This window comes from Arthrobacter sp. DualSoilB13, from assembly GCF_055389195.1.
Genome location: NZ_AP035865.1, coordinates 2,580,072 through 2,596,451, shown reverse-complemented (window position 1 = coordinate 2,596,451; position 16,380 = coordinate 2,580,072). Strand labels below are relative to the sequence as shown.

Sequence of the window (16,380 nt, the reverse complement as noted above, 5' to 3'; positions counted from 1 at the left end):
ACAGGTTGTAGTATTCTTTCCTAACTGACCGTTCTGTCGGTTAATGCAAGTCAAGCGCCGACCAGTCACTCTCACCCCATGGAGTTCCAATGACCGCAACTTCCACTGTCGACTCTCCGTCAGGACCCAGCAGCAAGCGCGAGGAGCGCAGGGTACTGGCCGGGACGTTGGTGGGCACCACCATTGAGTGGTACGACTTCTTCATTTTCGCCCAGCTCACCGCCACCCTGTTGGCGCCGTTGTTCCTTTCTCCCTTGGAGAAGTCCAACCCGGGAGTAGCCCAGCTCCTGTCTTTCGCCACGATCGGCATCAGCTTCCTGTTCCGTCCCCTCGGGGCCTTTGTGGCCGGACACCTCGGCGACAGGATGGGCCGCAAGGCTGTGCTTGTCATGACGCTGGTGATGATGGGTGCTGCCACTGCGCTGATCGGCCTACTGCCCACCTACGCCACTATTGGCCTTTGGGCCCCCGTCCTGCTGATCACCCTGCGCGTTGTCCAGGGATTCTCGGCCGGTGGGGAATGGGGCGGCGCTGCACTGATGGCCGTGGAGCATGCACCTCTGAAGAAGCGCGGGCTTTTCGGCGCCTACCCGCAGATCGGTGTTCCGATCGGCATGATCCTGGCCACGGGGCTGTTGTTCCTGCTGCAGTCGGGGATGTCCAAGGAAGACTTTGCCTCTTGGGGATGGCGTGTGCCGTTCCTGCTGTCCGTGGTCCTCATCGTGGTGGGATACCTGATCCGTCGCGCCGTTGGTGAGAGCCCCGTCTTCAAGGAGATCGCCCAGCGCAAGGCTGAAAGCAAGGCGCCCCTGGGTGAACTGTTCCGTAAGAACAAGAAAGAAGTTGTTCTTGCTGCCTTGATCTTCATCGCCAACAACGCTGCCGGCTACCTGCTGATCGCCTTCTTCATCTCCTACGCCACACGTACCTTGAAGATGCCTACGCCTCAGGTCTTGCTGGCCACCACCATTGCGTCCTTCGGGTGGCTCATCTTCACCATGGTGGGCGGTTGGTTGTCGGACAAGATTGGTCGCGTCAAGACGTTCCTGATCGGTTATGGCCTGGTCTTCGCATGGATGATTCCCATGTTTGTGCTGATCGATTCCAAGGACATCGTGCTTTACGGAACTGCACTGTTCGTCCTCACTATCGGACTGGGTCTGTCCTACGGTCCAATGTCCGCCATGTATGCGGAGATGTTCCCGGCCCAGGTCCGGTACTCGGGAATTTCCATCGGCTACGCGCTCGGTGCAATCCTGGGCGGCGCTTTCGCTCCGCTCATTGCCCAAGCTCTCCTGGATACCACCAAGTGGTCCGGATCGGTGGGCATCTACATCATGGTTCTCTGCGTGATCTCCGCAATTGGCGTGATTTTGGCCAAGGAAACCCGTGGCCGTCCGCTGGGGTACAGCGTCCACCACTAACAAATGGCAAACAAAAGACGGGTGTGGTCCACAGTGACCGCGCCCGTCTTTGCGTTCAGATCACGACGGCGGCTACTTACGGCCGCTGGCACCGGCACCTTCCAACTGGCCTACGACGTCGGCGTCGGACAATTGCTCGAAGCGTTCATAAAATGCGCCAACTGCATGGAACTTGCCGGGCGTGTGCAACGCGATCACAACGTCGCAGACCCGGGCCAAGGAGGTTGAGGCCTCCAGGGAGGCGACCGGCACTGCAGCGATGACGGTGCCGGCCCCGCCGGCCCGGACGGCCTCCACGGCTGCCCGCATGGTGGCGCCGGTGGCCAGTCCGTCGTCGGCCAACACCACTGTTTTTCTGCGAAGATCGTGCTCGATGCCGGGGTATTTGCGCGCACGGCGGATGAGTTCGGATCGTTCATGGGTTTCCACGGCATCCAAAGCGGACTGGGAGATTCCGTGCGCGAGAATGAGCTCCTTCAGGGGCCTGTTGACCATTCGCAGGACGTCGCCCTGCGACCACGCCAGCGCCCCGAAAGCGGTCTCGTCACGGCCGGGGATCCCCAATTTTCGGACCAGCACGGCGCCAAACGGCAGGTACAGTTCTGCGGCCGCGGCTGCGGCTACCGGGACTCCACCACGGGCCAGGCCCAGGACGATGGTGTCTGGCCGTTCCCTCAGTTGGGGGAGTGCTTCAGCCAGGCGTCGACCGGCTTCCGCACGGTCCTTGAAACGCATGCCCATCTGCTCCACTTCCACGTAATTCGTTGCACTCCCAAGCCTACAGTCCACACCTTGCCCGGTTGCGCGCCCACTGAAAGCATGGCCTTGTGAACAAGCCCATCGGATATTGGATCAAGAGGCTCGACGCCGCACTGGAAATACAGCTGGACGCCACCCTGGCCAGGATCAAACTCACCCGGCGCCAATGGCACACCTTGGGCACGCTATCGGAGGGTGCCATGCGGCCGGATCGATTGGAGGACATCCTGCAGCCGCTGTGGGGCGGCGATTCCCGGCTGCGCGAACGCGAACTTGCGGCCTTGGTGGGGCGGGGAATGATCATCATGATCGACGACAGGCTGGCGCTGAGCGACCGGGGCCGCGAGAAATACCACGAGGCCCAGCGCTTGGTGGAAGATGCGCGTCAGGACCTGTCCATGGGCATAGGCATTGACGAGTACGCGATGGCCCTGAGCGTGTTGGAGCGCATGAGCCTGAACGCGGAGCGACTGGCCCGCTGAGACCTACACGCCGAGGAACTCGACCGCAGCTTCCTTGAAAGCCCGGCTAGTAATGACATTGGTGTGGGTGCGTCCCGGGATCACCAGGGTCTCCACCATGCCGCCACGCTTGCCGGCAATGGAGGCCAGCTCCGGCATGGTGGCTGCCCGTTCGTCTTTCTCTCCTGCCACGAGCAGCAGTGGCATGTGAGGGGCGGCCTCTGCAGGATCGAAAGGTTCGCCCTTGATGGCTTCGATGAGCGACAACATGGCAAACAGGTTGTTGCTTGGAAGCATTTGGGCCATCTTCAGCAGGCCTGCCGTGGACCCGTCCTCGATGGGTGTACCGTCGGCCAGATGCCGCTGCGCGGCCACGAGGTCGAAAGCTGCCAACGGATCCGCCGAGCTCGGACCGCCCAGGACGATGCGGTGAACGAGGTCCGGCTGGGTGGCCCCGAACTCCCACGCCAGCCTGGAACCGAGCGAGTAGCCAATGACGTCCAGTCCCGTGGAAGGATCGCCTTCGCGCAGGGGCCGGGCGCCGGCGTCGGTCACTATTTGGAGAAGGTCGGCGCGGATGCGGCTGGGCGTGTACGAATCCAGGTCCTCAGGGGAGTGGCTCCGGCCGTGACCGGGCAGGTCTACGGTGATGACCCGGCGCCCTGCGTCCTGAAGCGTGGTGATCCAACCGCTGTCCACCCAGTTCAGTTTCGTGGAGGAAGAGAAGCCATGGATCAGCAGGACGGGGCGCAGCCCGGCGTCGGTAGCCGGCTCATGGACTTCCACGAACAGTCCGGGGTCGGTGCCCTCCACTGTGTGCCCGTGCTGTTCCATGGTGTGCCTTCCGGTCATCACGTCAGTCCTCATCCAGTACGGCGCTCAGGCGGACCCGGCGCTTGGGTGCTTCGTCCTTCGGAACAGTGCCCACGATCCCGGCAGTGTCATCCGGAACCTCGAACACGATCAGCGGCTCGCCAACGTTGATCGTGTCACCGGGCGCTCCGTGAATACGCACCACTTTACCCGCCTGCGGGCTGGGCAATTCGAGGGCCGACTTGGTGGTTTCCAACTCCACGATCGCCTGGTTGCGTTCCACCTGCTGACCGGGCTCCACGAGCCAGTCCAGCACTGTTGCATCAATCAAGCCCTCGCCGAGGTCCGGAAGGGGGAAGGAAATTTCAGCCACGGCGGTACTCCAGTACGCGTTGGATCCCAAAGAGGATGCGGTCGATGTTGGGGATGTATTCGTCTTCCAGGTCTCCGGAGGGATAGGGCACGTCGAAGCCCGTCACGCGTTCCACCGGCGCTTTGAGCGTCGCGAAACAGCTCTGCGTGATGAGTTGGGCCACTTCGGCGCCCAGGCCTGAGGTCAGCGGCGCTTCATGGACGACGACGGCGCGGCGCGTCTTCCCGACGGAGGTCGCCAACGCTTCGGCGTCAATCGGTTTCAGCCAGCGAAGGTCCAGGACTTCGACGTCGATGCCGTCTTCGGCCGCCAGTTCGGCAACCTGCAGGCAACGGGCCACCATGGCGCCCCACGCCACGAGGGTCAGGTGCCTGCCTTCCCTCGCCACGCGGGCGCCGGTGAGGTTGCTGCCGTTGTCCGCTCCGCCGTCGTGCGCTGCAGTGGCCGCTTCCACCGAGGTGAGGTCCACCGGTCCCTTCTGCCAATAGCGGGACTTCGGTTCCATGAAAATGACCGGGTCCGGCCGGGTCGCCGCGTACTTGAGCAGGTGGTAGGCATCGTTCGGGGTGGACGGTGATACCACTTTGAGCCCCGGAACGTGGGCGAAGAGCGCCTCCAAGGACTCTCCGTGGTGCTCGGGTGCACGGATACCGCCAAAGCTGGGCACGCGCAGGGTGATGGGCATGGGCAGGGTCCCGCGGCTGCGGTAGTTCATCCGTGCGATCTGGCAGACGATCTGGTTGATGGCCGGATACGCGAAGCCGTCGAACTGGACTTCGGGGATGGGGTGGAAGCCTGCCATGGCCAGGCCCACGGACATTCCGAGGATGCCGGATTCGGCAAGCGGGGTGTCGAAGACGCGGTCCTCGCCGTGCTTCGCCTGGAGGCCGTCGGTGATACGGAAGACGCCGCCCAGCCGGCCGCAGTCCTCGCCAAAGATGACCGTCTTGGGGTTCTCGGCCAGGATCTCGTCCAGGGCACGGTTGAGTGCTTGCTGCATGGACAGTTGCTGAACGCCAGCGGCGGCAGCTTCAATGCCTGGCAAGGCAGTCATGGTCTCAGACATGTTCGGACTCCTCGCGCCACGAGGTGGCCTGGGATTGAAGGGCGGGCGTTGGTTCCTGGAAGACCAGGCCGAACATTTCGGCGCCGGGGCGGGGGCCCAGGTCCTCGATGCCGGTACGGATGGCTTCCTCTTCTTCTTCGGCCTTCCGCTGCGCTTCGGCGAAGAAGGCCTCGTCTGCAACCCCTTCGTCGAGCAGCCGCTGCCTGAAGCGCTCCAGCGGATCCTCGCCGGCGTCGGTGCGTTCCTCGTCCAGCGTGCGGTAGCGGCCGGGATCGTCGGCGGTGGAGTGCGGACCGCGGCGGTAGGTCATGGCTTCGATCACCACGGGTCCGTTGCCGGCGCGGCAGTGCGCGAAGGCGGAACGAGTGGCTTCGAAAACAGCTACCACGTCATTTCCGTCCACCTGCAGGGACGGGATTCCGTACCCGGCAGCGCGAGCCGCGACCGATCCGCCGGCTACCTGGCGTTCCGTGGGGACGGAGATGGCCCAGCCGTTGTTCTGGATGAAGAACACCACGGGAGCCTTCATGACTGCCGCGAAGTTCATGGCTTCGTGGACGTCGCCCTGTGAGGAGGCGCCGTCGCCGAAGTACGTCATGGCAACGCCCGTTTCACCCTCCGCGTGGCCGGAAAGGGTTTGGCCATGGGCCCAGCCGACAGCGTGCAGGACCGAGCCCGCAACCACGGCCTGAATGGGTGCGAACCTGGATTCCAACGGGTTGTACATGCCACCGTGCCACGTGGCCTTGTGGGTGGACATGTAGCCCACCATGTCCAGGCCCATCGCCCGGGCAACGCCCATCTCACGGTAGGTGGGGAAGACGAAGTCACGGGTCCGGTCAACGGCGTAGCCGCTGCCTACCTGGGCGGCCTCCTGGCCGAGCTCCGGGGCGTATCCCGGGATGATGCCTTGGCGCTGCCAGGCGACGGCTGAGGTGTCCAGGTGCCGGACGGCTGCCATCAGGGTGTACAGCTCACGGAGTTGATGGTGGGTGAGCGGGGCCGCGTCATCATCGACGGCGGCCAGCACGGCTTTGGTAGTCATGGCTGTGACCCTAGTCACCCAATACGCCTGTGCGCAATCAGTGCAGTTCATGCGGCACACTTTGTACATTTTGGGCACACAAAGAAGCCCTGCACAGTACAAACTGTGCAGGGCTTCCTGATGATGATGAGCAGCTGGCTACTCGACCGGCGTGGTCTGCCTGCCAGCCTTGGCCCTGGCGTTGAGGAAGCAGCCGGCGGCGATGACCATGATCAGGATGAACGTTCCGATCAGCTGCCCGGCACTTTCCGGGTTGGCGAAGCCCACCACCAGGATGAGGCCCAACAGGACAAGGCCCACGATGGTGAGGAAGGGGAATCCCTTCATGCGCAGCGGCAGCTCGGTGCCGTCCCGGTCAGCCCTACGGCGCAGGATGAACTGCGAGACCAGTGCGGTGCCCCACACCACGAGGCATGTGGATCCCACAAGGTTCAGCAGTGCCGGCAGGATCTTCTCCGGAAACAGCAACTCAAGGACCGTGGCGATGAAGCCGAAGGCAACTGAGATGCCGACTGCGGCGACGGGAACCTTTGAACCGCTCAGGCGGGACAGGAAGCGTGGAGCTTCGCCGCGCTCTGAGAGGGAGAAAATCATGCGGGAGGCGCCGTAGAGGTTGGCGTTGAGGGCGGACAGCAGGGCGACGACGGCTACCAGGGTGATGGCCGCTCCGGCGCCGGGGATTCCTGCAAGGTCCAGAACTCCGGCGAATGGGGACTTCAATCCTTCCGATCCCACCGGAAGGACGGCTGCGATCACGAACACCGAGCCGATGTAGAAGACCAGGATGCGCCAAACAACTGTACGGATGGCCTTGCCTACGCTGTGGGCGGGGTTCTCGGTTTCGGCGGCGGCGACGCTGACGATCTCGGTTCCACCGAAGGCGAAGATCACGACGAACAAGGCGGCCGCGATGCCGCCGATGCCGTTGGGGGCAAAGTCGCCGAACGCTGAGAATCCGGGGGAGGGCACGTTAGGCAGCCAACCCAAGAGCAGGGCTGCGCCGATCAGCAGGAAGATCACGATCGCTGCGACCTTGAGGATGGCGAACCAGAACTCGAACTCACCAAAGTTGCGGACGCCCACAAGGTTGATGCCCGTGAAGACCACCATGAAGACCAACGCCAGGACCCATACGGGGATGACGGGCCAGATCGAGAACAGCAGACCGGCTGCTCCGATGGCTTCGGCTGCAATGACTACTACCAGCTGCAACCACCACAACCAGCCGATGGTTCCGCCGGCGGTCTTGCCCATGGCCTTCTCCGCGTACACGGAGAACGCGCCGCTGTTCGGGTTGGCTGCCGCCATCTCGCCAAGGGCCCACATGACCAGGATGATCAGCGTACCGGCGACGAGGTAGGAAATAAGGACTGCCGGACCGGCCGCCTGAACGCCCGCCCCCGAGCCGAGGAAGAGGCCCGCGCCGATCGCGCTGCCTAGCCCCATCATGGTGAGCTGGCGCGGCTTGAGCGAATGGCCGAGGCCGGATGTTGGCGCAGGAGCCGCGATGGACTTCGTTGTCATACGTGTCTACCTTCTATGGGTTACATGCTGGTTTGGCGTGCTAGCCTCATGGGTTTGGCACGCGGGCGTCGACGACGCAGCAAGAGCCGTGGAATAATTCTCGCAGTTTGTAAGATACATCACTTTTTGCTGTAGCGATGTGATGGGTATGTTACCCCGGGGACAGGAACTTTGATGCTGGTGGATGCGCTTGATGCAAAAATTGTACGTTTCTTCACTGATTCACCGCGATCTTCAGTGCTGGAAGCTTCCCGCGTGCTCAGGGTTGCCAGGGCGACGGTGCAGTCCCGGATAGACAGAATGATTGAAAACGGGGTCATCGGTTCCTGGGTTCCCCAGCCTGATCCCGCCAACTTCGGCTTTCCGGTGGTGGCGTTCTGCTCGGTGACCATCACCCAGGAAATCGGCCACGATGCCATCATCGAAAGCCTCAGTGCCATCCCGGAAATTATCGAGGTTCATACTGTCACTGGAAATTCGGACCTGATGGTGCGGATCGCCGCGCGGTCCAACCCTGATATGCAACGCGTCCTTGATGCCATGATCGCCACCAAGTCCGTGGTCCGGTGTTCGTCGGTCATCGTCCTGAACAGCCACATCCAGGGCCGCACGCTCCCGCTGATGGAAGCTGCCGCCAAGCCAGTGTGACGTAAAGCATTTTGCTCCGCGTCGATCGAGCCGTACCATTAGTTCTAGTCAACATGACTTTAACTAGCGCTTCACTGACCGGGGAGCGTTTCGGACGGCGATGAAGCGAGGTGAACGCCGTGAACACCAACTCAGCCAACGTTGCCGAGCGGCGGCTTGCACCGCCGTCGCTGGCTATTTCAACGGTGATTTTCGCCCTCCGCCCCAGCGAGACATCCGGGCGCCCAACCCTGTGGTTGCCGTTGGTACGGCGTATCCGTGAGCCTTACAAAGACATGTGGGCGCTCCCGGGTGGACCGTTGGCCCACGACGAATCCCTCCAGGATGCGGCTTCACGGAACCTCCGCGAAACCACCGGCCTGGCGCCTCACTACCTTGAGCAGCTCTACGCTTTCGGCGGCCTCCATAGATCGCCCACCCAAAGAGTGGTCTCCATCGTGTACTGGGCACTGGTGCAACCCACTGAAGCTGCCCTCGCTGACGAGTCCGAGAATGTGCGCTGGTTCCGGGCAGACAAGCTCGCCGAACTGGCCTTCGACCACAACGCAATCGTGGACTACGCCCTGTGGCGGCTGCGCAACAAGATGGCCTACGGGACCATCGCCTACCACCTGCTGGGAGAGTTTTTCACCCTCGCCCAGGTCCGCGAAGTCTACGAGGCCGTGCTGGACCGCCAGCTCGATCCCGCTAACTTTCGCAGGCACGTCAAGGCAACACCGGAAATCGAAGAAACCGGTGAATACCTTCAAGGCGGAAAACACCGCCCGCCACGCCTCTACCGCTTCACAGGCACGCCCGGCCTCGGGCCAGATAACAGGAGTACACCATGAGCAGCGTTAACACTGCCGTCCAGCTGATCACTCGCGAAGAAGCCGAGAAAGGCCTCTCCCGCGCAGGGGCCACGTGCAGCCCGGCCTTGGCCAGGGGCCCATGGGAGTACGACCTCGCCGAAGCACTTGCCGGCGAACCTGCTTATGGCCCGGGTGCTTCCAGCGAGGATGTCGCTCCCAAAGCCACACCGCGCCAGGGCCAGCTGCCCGATGAGTACAAAAAAGCCACCGACGCCGAACTTGACGCCCGCATCCGGGCCGCCAAAGCGACACTCGGGGACCGGGCCGTCATCCTGGGCCACTTCTACCAGCGTGACGAAGTCATCCAGTACGCGGACTTCGTGGGCGATTCCTTCCAGCTCGCCAACGCTGCCCTGACCAAGCCCGACGCCGAAGCGATCATCTTCTGCGGTGTGCACTTCATGGCCGAGACAGCGGACATCCTCTCCACGCCCGAACAGGCCGTCATCCTGCCAAACCTTGCCGCGGGATGCTCCATGGCTGACATGGCAGATGAAGACTCCGTGGAGGAATGCTGGGAGCAGCTTGAAGAAATCTTCGGCACGGACCCGGATGGCTCCGGCCGGGTACCCGTCATCCCTGTCACCTACATGAACTCCTCTGCAGCACTCAAGGCGTTCTGTGGCCGCAACGGTGGGATCGTCTGCACCTCGTCCAACGCCAAAGTGGTTCTGGAATGGGCGTTCGAACGCGGTCAGCGCGTTCTGTTCTTCCCCGATCAACACCTGGGCCGCAACACCGCCAAGGCACTGGGCGTCCCGCTTGAGCAGATGCCCATGTGGAACCCGCGCAAGGAACTTGGCGGCAATGACGAACAGGTACTACAGGACTCCCGGGTCATCCTCTGGCACGGCTTCTGCTCAGTCCACAAGCGCTTCAACGTGGGCCAGATCGAGAAAGCCCGGCAGGACTTCCCGGGCGTCAACGTGATTGTCCACCCCGAATGCCCCATGGAAGTAGTGGACGCCGCAGACTCCGCAGGATCCACCGACTTCATCAAGAAGGCCATCGCCGCCGCCACCGAACCCACCACGTTCGCGATCGGCACCGAGATCAACATGGTGAACAGGCTCGCCGCCGAATATCCGCAGCACACCATTTTCTGCCTCGATCCCGTCATTTGCCCCTGCTCCACCATGTACCGCATCCACCCCGGATACCTCGCCTGGGTCCTGGAGGAACTCGTGGAAGGACGCATCGTCAACCGCATCACCGTTGACGACTCCGTGCAGGACAACGCCAAAATTGCGCTCGAACGCATGCTGGCAGCCAAACCTGCCTAAAACCGACGGCACCACAAAGCCGGCATCACCGTCCGGGCACATCAACACCCGTCTAGCCGAATCGAGCCTCATATGACTACAGAGAGCCTTACCGACGGGGCCGCCCCCCAAAGGCTGGTCGTCGTCGGAAGCGGCATCGCAGGACTGTACTCAGCCCTTCTTGCTGCCGATGCCGGCGCGGAAGTGGTGCTGCTGACCAAGGGTGCGCTCGCAGACAGCAACACCTACTACGCCCAAGGCGGGATTTCCGCTGTGCTGGACGAGCCGGCCCCCGGCGATACTGTGGCAGCCCATATCGCGGACACACTTAAAGCCGGGGCCGGCCACTGCAATGAAGAAGCAGTACGGGTGCTGTGCACCGAGGCACGGTTGGACATCGCAGGACTGGCACGTTTCGGCGTCCACTTCGACCTTGACGACGACGGTGATCCCGCGCTGGGTCTAGAAGCCGCCCACTCAGCTCCCCGCATCCTCCACGCCGGTGGCGACGCTACAGGAGCCGGAGTGGCGGCCGCGCTGATCAAAACCGTGCTGGACTTCCAAGCCGCAGGAAAGATCCAGGTCATAGGGCACGCCCACGTGACATCGCTCTCCTTGGGGGGACCGGGCGGCGGCCGTGTAGTGGGAGCGAACTTCCTCCACGATGGCCGCCACCTCGGCGTCCACGGCGACTCTGTGCTGCTCGCCACCGGGGGAGCCGGCCAGCTGTTCGCCCAAACCACCAATCCCTCAGTGGCAACAGCGGATGGCCTGGCCCTGGCGTGGCGTGTTGGGGCGGCTGTGGCAGACCTTGAGTTCTTTCAATTCCACCCAACGTGCATGGTTCTCCCGACTGAGGCACGGGAAGCAGAAGGCAACAACGACCCCCTGCTCATCTCCGAAGCGGTACGGGGCGAGGGCGCCATCCTGGTAGATGCCACCGGTCACCGCTTCATGCCCGACTACCACCCTGATGCCGAACTCGCACCCAGGGACGTCGTCTCCCGCAGCATCGCCCTTCACCTCACAAAACTCGGCGACCCCAACGGCCACGTGTTCCTGGACGCCACCGTGATTGAGGAAAGCCGAGGAAAAGGCTTCCTGGCCAAACGTTTCCCCACCCTCAGCAAACGCACCCGCCAAACCGGCGTTGACTGGACCACCGAGCTTGTTCCTGTAGCACCCGCGGCCCACTACTGGATGGGCGGCGTGGTCACCGACCTTTACGGCCGCACCTCTGTTCCCGGGCTACTGGCCGCCGGCGAAGTGGCGTGTACCGGGGTGCAAGGTGCCAACCGGCTGGCCAGCAATTCCCTGCTCGAGGGCCTCGTGTTCGGGCGGCGGGCTGTTGAGGGCTTCCTTGGCTTGTCCGGCGGGTCGCCAGACGCAGTCCCTCTGCGTGCTAACTCGGCCGCGGGCGGCGGCGCCGGAGGCCCCTTGGCGCCTGCGCTCGCGCCTCGTACCGGCAATCGCCTCGCAAGCTCGGCGGCCGGTTCGGCCGCTCACGCGACAACGGCGCGGTCGGGGCCTCCGGCCCCGCTACTGGGTTCGGAATTGGAACTTGAGCCGGTGCCTGCTCCTGTTTCCTGGGAGTTTGAGTCTCTGCCGGGGCCGGGGGCTCGGGAGGTTTCTTTTGCGCGGGCGGGGGTGTTTTCGCGGGGGGCTCTGCGGCGGTTGATGACTGCCAAGGCCGGGGTCTTGCGTGATGGTGCTCTGATTCGTGAGGCCGGTGTGGCGTTGGCTGCCTGGGCAGAGGATGTGCTTCCACTGAATGTTCCTGAGTCTTTGGATGTTCGGGAGCATGAGGATTCCAACCTCTTGTTGGCGGCGCAGTTGCTGGTGCATGCCGCCCGGGAACGGCGTGAGTCCTTGGGGGCTCATTACCGCAGCGACAGCTGGGAGGACCCCGGAGTCGTCGAAGATATTGACAAGCGTTACACCATGAGCCGGAAAGTGAGCCTCGTCCATGACTAAACTGACCCTCCCCGCTGCCCCCGTCCGGGACATCCTGGAACGGGCGTTCGCGGAGGACGCGCCCAGCGGCGACATCACCTCGCAACTACTGATCCCCGCCGACGCCCGGGCAACTGCAGTGTTGAATGCGCGAGTCCCCGGGGTCTTCAGCGGCGGTCCCGTTTTCCGTGATGCCATGAAGCTCGTGGACCCGGACACGGACGTGGAATTGCTCCTCGCCGACGGTGAAGCGTTCGACGCCGGAACACACCTTGCGCGGGTCAGCGGCAGCGCCCGCTCGGTGCTCCTCGCCGAAAGGGTGGGCCTGAACCTGGTGCAGCGGATGAGCGCCATAGCCACCAAAACGGCGGAATTCGTGCGGCTTGTGGAAGGGACGCGCGCCCGGATCACGGACACCCGCAAGACCACCCCCGGACTTCGTGTGCTGGAGCGCTATGCGGTGCGCTGTGGTGGGGGAGCCAACCACCGCTACAGCCTCTCCGACGCCGTGCTGGCCAAGGACAACCACCTGGCCGTCATGACTGGAGGCGACTCCAGCAAACTGACCGAACTGCTGATTGCAGCCAAAGCCCAGCTTGGCCACACCACCCACTTCGAGGTGGAAGTGGACCGGGCCGAGCAGATTGAACCCGTGCTGGCTGCCGGTGTGGACACCATCATGCTGGACAACTTCTCCATCGAACAGCTCCGTGCCGGGGTCAAACAGGTGGACGGACGGGCCATCGTGGAAGCCAGCGGCAACGTGAACATCAATACCGTCACCGAGATCGCTTCCGCCGGCGTGGACGTTATTTCCATTGGTGGCCTGACCCACAGCGTGAGCGCCCTCGACCTGGGGCTGGACGTCGTTCTAGAGACAGCCTGACCATCCCATGATCTTCCTTGACGCCGCAGCCACCACTCCGGTTCGCCGTGAGGCCCTTGAAGCCATGTGGCCTTACCTGAGCGGCGAGTTCGGCAACCCCTCCAGCCACCACAGCCTGGGCGAAACGGCAGCGGGTGCGCTTGCCGAAGCCCGTTCCGGCGTCGCGAAGGTCCTGAACTGCCGTGCCGGCGAGGTGACTTTCACTTCCGGCGGCACGGAAGCGGACAACCTTGCCGTCAAAGGCATAGCGTTGGCGCGGCAGGCGGCTGATCCGTCGCTGAACCGTGTGGTGATCAGTGCCATCGAACATCCCGCAGTGGAAGAATCAGCCCGTTACCTGGAACGGGTGCATGGATTCACCGTGGATGTGCTCCCCGTGGACGGGAAAGGTCTGGTCTTCATTGATGGCTTAAGGTCGGTCATAGGCCCCCACACCGCTCTGGTGAGTGTCATGTACGCGAACAATGAGGTCGGAACCGTCCAGCCCATTGCAGCCTTGGCCGCAGTGGCCCGGGAACACGGAGTGCCGTTCCACACGGACGCAGTGCAAGCCGCTGGGTGGTTGCCGGTGGACGTGAAAGCGCTCGGTGTGGACGCGTTGAGTATTTCCGGACATAAACTTGGTGCGCCCAAGGGATCCGGTGTCCTGTTCACCAAGGGGCGGCTTCGGGTGGAGCCCCTGGTGCACGGTGGCGGCCAGGAGAAGGCAAAGCGCTCGGGCACAGAGAACGTGGCAGGGGCTGTTGCGTTGTCCACGGCGCTCAAGCTCTCCCACGCTGAGCAGCCCCATCAAGCAGCGCGCGTTTCGGATCTCAGGGATCAGTTCATCCAGCGGATCCTCGCCACCGTACCTCACGCCCTGCTCACCGGACACCCCATCCAACGCCTGCCCTCCGTAGCTTCTTTCTGCTTCCCCGGAACCAGCGGCGAGTCTGTGCTGCTTGAGCTGGAGCGGCTCGGCGTGGTGTGTTCCAGTGGATCGGCCTGCGCGGCGGGATCCGACGCACCCTCGCCGGTGCTCCTGGCCCTGGGTATCGCCCCTGAAACGGCCCAGACGGCGGTGCGTTTTAGCTTCACCTCAACTGTCACCGACGCCGAACTGGAACAGGCAGCCGTTGCCGTGGAAACCGCCGTCGGACGCGTCCGGAACCTGGCTGTCCCGCAAGAAAAGCAGTAATTACTACCTGGGTGATCACACGTGCCGCGCGCGCCTGAAAATCCAATGCCGCAGCAGGGTAAACCGGACCGCCGTGGCCACGAAACCGGACAACGTGGTGGTCCACAACTCTTCGGTGACCGTGGCTTCGGGCCGAAGAAGATGCAAAACACCCAGGCTCCCGCCGGTGATGATCAGCGCGATGCCAATCACAATAACCCCACTGAGGTGGTCTTGCGCACGTTTCCTGCGGCCGGTGATTTTGAACGTCAACCGTCGATTCAGGGCCGTGTTCATCAACGACGTCAGAACAAGGGCAACGGCGTTGGCCAGCTGGGGATCGATCCACGGACGCAGCACAGCGTAAATGGCGAGCGAACTCGCCGTGCACACCACTCCGACTCCGGTGAAGCGGATTAATTGCCGCACAACTGGGTACTTCAGGACGCCGCGGTGCCGTTTGCGTTGACGCGGGGGCTTTTGAGAGGGAGACGGGCGTAGCTCAGTGGCCTCCGCAGCTATCTCCATGGGGTTAAGCCTGACACACTATGCAGGCTGCTGCTCCCATGAAGCACCGGTGACGGGGTTGTGAAGCTCGCCGATTCCTTCCACGCGGCACACCACGGTGTCTCCCGGTTGGATTCGTGCGCACTCCGCGGGGAACCCTGTGAGCACAAGGTCGCCGGGGTGGAGCGTCATGAATGAGCTCAGATAGACCATGATTTCGTCCACTTTCCAGCCCAGGTCCGCTGAACTCGCAGTCTGCAGCTTCTTGCCGTTATGCACAATCCCGATCTCCAGGTTTGAGTCATCCAGGCTGGTGACTATCCACGGACCTGCGGGAGTGAAGGTGTCCTGGCTTTTGGCGCTGATCCAGAGTTCGTCGGACTTCTGGAGGTCGCGGGCGGAGACGTCGTTACCGATGGTGTATCCGAGAATTGCCGACCTCGCTGTTTCCAAGGTCAGGCCTCGGGCGGCACGGCCGACGACAACCGTCAGTTCAGCCTCCGGGTCCACGTAACCAACGGTGGAGCCCAACTGAATTGCTTCGCCCGGTCCGATCACGCTTGATGCTGCTTTGTGGAAGGCCTGTGGCGGCAGGTCCCGGCCAGGCTGACCGGTGTTGTGCGCCATGCCGAAGACGTTTACAGGTACCGAGGGGGCCAAAAAAGTGAACGCATCCTGGCTGACCACCGCCCCGGGTTCCCACCCGTTTCTGGCCGGGCTGCTGGCATTGGCCCTCGACGTCGGGAAGGGGGACTCCACCACAGTCCACTGTGTGCCTTCCACCGAGTCGAAATCCCGGGCGTCGTTGGCCACAAAGAACTGCTCGTCAGGAGACTGGCGGGCCAAAGTTTGATCGGTGGCAGTTGCGATCGGGACGGGCCGGACTCGGGCGATGCGACGGGAAAAAGGCGAAGTCATGATGACATCCTACGTCCTTCCTGGCCGGTGGGTTGTGTTGTGGGGCCCGCTCTGCATGCTTTGCCACTCCCTTAGCGCGCAGAGCGGGCCTCACAACTCATCAGGTGAGGGGCGCGGATCCGAATGCCACGCTGAAGCGGTCACACCACAGCACCACGGATGTCAGCCCCGTGATGTCCGTTCCTGGCGGAAGTAGGTAGTTGTGATTGCCGTGCGTGGCTTTGACCGCACCGAGATCCACGTATCGGCCGGACCGGTATTTGAACCAGTCGCCGCCGGCCGGCAGGCTGCTCAACCAGACTTTGACGTCCGGGCCGTCGCTGCTGGCCAGGTCCTCGAGCCGCAGCAGATGGCTGCCATCGGCAAGTCTCACCAACCGGGCAGTGCCTGTGGTCTCATGCTCTTGGGATTGGAAAGTGCCCGAGCCAAGAACCACCGGTGCCTCGGGAGTTGCGGGTAAGGGAATTGCGGGAGCCTGTGCGCTCGCGGAAGCGGGAGCCTGTGCGCTCGCGGGAGCGGGCGCGGCAGGCAGGGCTTCGTAGACGCTGCTGCTGGTGAAGATGCGCCACGGCTGGAACAGGGCGGCCCCCACAACCACTACGGAAAGGACCACCACCCCTGCCACAACCGCAAGGATCCTGTTGGCCCGGATCATGCGCTGCAGTCTGTTCATGCTTCAAAGTTAGGCTTCGCGGCAGGGCTTTGGGGGTTCTTTTGCTTACAGGACGGTGACG

Annotated in this window: 17 protein-coding genes; 8 read left to right on the top strand and 9 right to left on the bottom strand. The window is 63.1% G+C overall.

Going from position 1 to position 16,380, the window contains the following annotated elements; all coding sequences use genetic code 11:
• Nucleotides 1-89: 89 nt before the first annotated feature.
• The gene (locus ACZ5J0_RS11915) at nt 90-1,424 is read left to right on the top strand and encodes an MFS transporter (protein WP_142938693.1); all 1,335 of its coding nucleotides are present in this window, start codon (nt 90-92) and stop codon (nt 1,422-1,424) included.
• A 72-nt stretch (nt 1,425-1,496) separates the two neighbouring features.
• Here the strand turns inward: ACZ5J0_RS11915 and ACZ5J0_RS11910 are convergent, their stop codons facing one another.
• Nucleotides 1,497-2,165 carry a phosphoribosyltransferase gene (locus ACZ5J0_RS11910; RefSeq protein ID WP_464094727.1) on the bottom strand — a complete coding sequence of 223 codons (669 nt, stop codon included), beginning with the start codon at nt 2,163-2,165 and terminating at the stop codon, nt 1,497-1,499.
• An 86-nt stretch (nt 2,166-2,251) separates the two neighbouring features.
• Here ACZ5J0_RS11910 and ACZ5J0_RS11905 point away from each other — a divergent pair, with 86 nt between their 5' ends.
• Nucleotides 2,252-2,665: a MarR family transcriptional regulator gene (locus ACZ5J0_RS11905; protein WP_142938695.1), complete on the top strand. Its 414-nt coding sequence runs from the start codon at nt 2,252-2,254 to the stop codon at nt 2,663-2,665.
• 3 nt (nt 2,666-2,668) lie between these two features.
• On the opposite strand, the gene ACZ5J0_RS11900 is transcribed toward ACZ5J0_RS11905, so the two are convergent.
• The 5 genes from ACZ5J0_RS11900 to ACZ5J0_RS11880 all read right to left on the bottom strand — a co-directional run bounded on the left by ACZ5J0_RS11900 (nt 2,669) and on the right by ACZ5J0_RS11880 (nt 7,465).
• A complete protein-coding gene (locus ACZ5J0_RS11900) occupies nt 2,669-3,496 on the bottom strand; it encodes an alpha/beta fold hydrolase (RefSeq protein WP_250819753.1) in 828 nt (275 codons plus the stop codon).
• 4 nt (nt 3,497-3,500) lie between these two features.
• Nucleotides 3,501-3,830: a biotin/lipoyl-containing protein gene (locus ACZ5J0_RS11895; RefSeq protein WP_464093198.1), complete on the bottom strand. Its 330-nt coding sequence runs from the start codon at nt 3,828-3,830 to the stop codon at nt 3,501-3,503.
• Nucleotides 3,823-4,896, bottom strand: coding sequence for an alpha-ketoacid dehydrogenase subunit beta (locus ACZ5J0_RS11890; RefSeq protein WP_464093197.1), 1,074 nt, complete (start codon nt 4,894-4,896; stop codon nt 3,823-3,825). Before ACZ5J0_RS11890 ends, ACZ5J0_RS11895 begins: the two co-directional genes overlap by 8 nt.
• Nucleotides 4,889-5,941 (bottom strand): thiamine pyrophosphate-dependent enzyme, encoded by a 1,053-nt coding sequence (locus ACZ5J0_RS11885; RefSeq protein ID WP_464093196.1) that lies wholly within the window; start codon nt 5,939-5,941, stop codon nt 4,889-4,891. Before ACZ5J0_RS11885 ends, ACZ5J0_RS11890 begins: the two co-directional genes overlap by 8 nt.
• 138 nt (nt 5,942-6,079) lie before the next feature.
• Nucleotides 6,080-7,465 (bottom strand): amino acid permease, encoded by a 1,386-nt coding sequence (locus tag ACZ5J0_RS11880; RefSeq protein WP_223940489.1) that lies wholly within the window; start codon nt 7,463-7,465, stop codon nt 6,080-6,082.
• Nucleotides 7,466-7,639: 174 nt separating this feature from the next.
• On the opposite strand from ACZ5J0_RS11880, the gene ACZ5J0_RS11875 reads away from it, so the two are divergent.
• From ACZ5J0_RS11875 to ACZ5J0_RS11850, 6 genes are all read left to right on the top strand, one after another.
• Nucleotides 7,640-8,113 (top strand): Lrp/AsnC family transcriptional regulator, encoded by a 474-nt coding sequence (locus ACZ5J0_RS11875; protein WP_014922130.1) that lies wholly within the window; start codon nt 7,640-7,642, stop codon nt 8,111-8,113.
• Nucleotides 8,114-8,223: 110 nt separating this feature from the next.
• On the top strand, nt 8,224-8,943 hold the full coding sequence (locus ACZ5J0_RS11870) for an NUDIX hydrolase (RefSeq protein ID WP_142938700.1): 720 nt from the start codon (nt 8,224-8,226) through the stop codon (nt 8,941-8,943).
• On the top strand, nt 8,940-10,247 hold the full coding sequence (gene nadA / locus ACZ5J0_RS11865) for a quinolinate synthase NadA (RefSeq protein ID WP_250819758.1): 1,308 nt from the start codon (nt 8,940-8,942) through the stop codon (nt 10,245-10,247). Before ACZ5J0_RS11870 ends, nadA begins: the two co-directional genes overlap by 4 nt.
• A 72-nt stretch (nt 10,248-10,319) precedes the next feature.
• Nucleotides 10,320-12,200: an L-aspartate oxidase gene (locus tag ACZ5J0_RS11860; RefSeq protein ID WP_464093195.1), complete on the top strand. Its 1,881-nt coding sequence runs from the start codon at nt 10,320-10,322 to the stop codon at nt 12,198-12,200.
• Nucleotides 12,193-13,065: a carboxylating nicotinate-nucleotide diphosphorylase gene (gene nadC, locus ACZ5J0_RS11855; protein ID WP_464093194.1), complete on the top strand. Its 873-nt coding sequence runs from the start codon at nt 12,193-12,195 to the stop codon at nt 13,063-13,065. The genes ACZ5J0_RS11860 and nadC overlap by 8 nt, the downstream gene beginning before the upstream one ends.
• 7 nt (nt 13,066-13,072) lie before the next feature.
• Nucleotides 13,073-14,242, top strand: coding sequence for a cysteine desulfurase family protein (locus ACZ5J0_RS11850; RefSeq protein ID WP_464093193.1), 1,170 nt, complete (start codon nt 13,073-13,075; stop codon nt 14,240-14,242).
• A 15-nt stretch (nt 14,243-14,257) separates the two neighbouring features.
• Here the strand turns inward: ACZ5J0_RS11850 and ACZ5J0_RS11845 are convergent, their stop codons facing one another.
• From ACZ5J0_RS11845 to ACZ5J0_RS11835, 3 genes are all read right to left on the bottom strand, one after another.
• On the bottom strand, nt 14,258-14,749 hold the full coding sequence (locus ACZ5J0_RS11845) for a GtrA family protein (protein WP_142938709.1): 492 nt from the start codon (nt 14,747-14,749) through the stop codon (nt 14,258-14,260).
• 18 nt (nt 14,750-14,767) lie between these two features.
• The gene (locus ACZ5J0_RS11840) at nt 14,768-15,646 is read right to left on the bottom strand and encodes a fumarylacetoacetate hydrolase family protein (RefSeq protein ID WP_464093192.1); all 879 of its coding nucleotides are present in this window, start codon (nt 15,644-15,646) and stop codon (nt 14,768-14,770) included.
• A gap of 100 nt (nt 15,647-15,746) precedes the next feature.
• A complete protein-coding gene (locus ACZ5J0_RS11835) occupies nt 15,747-16,319 on the bottom strand; it encodes a DM13 domain-containing protein (RefSeq protein ID WP_464093191.1) in 573 nt (190 codons plus the stop codon).
• Nucleotides 16,320-16,380: the final 61 nt, after the last annotated feature.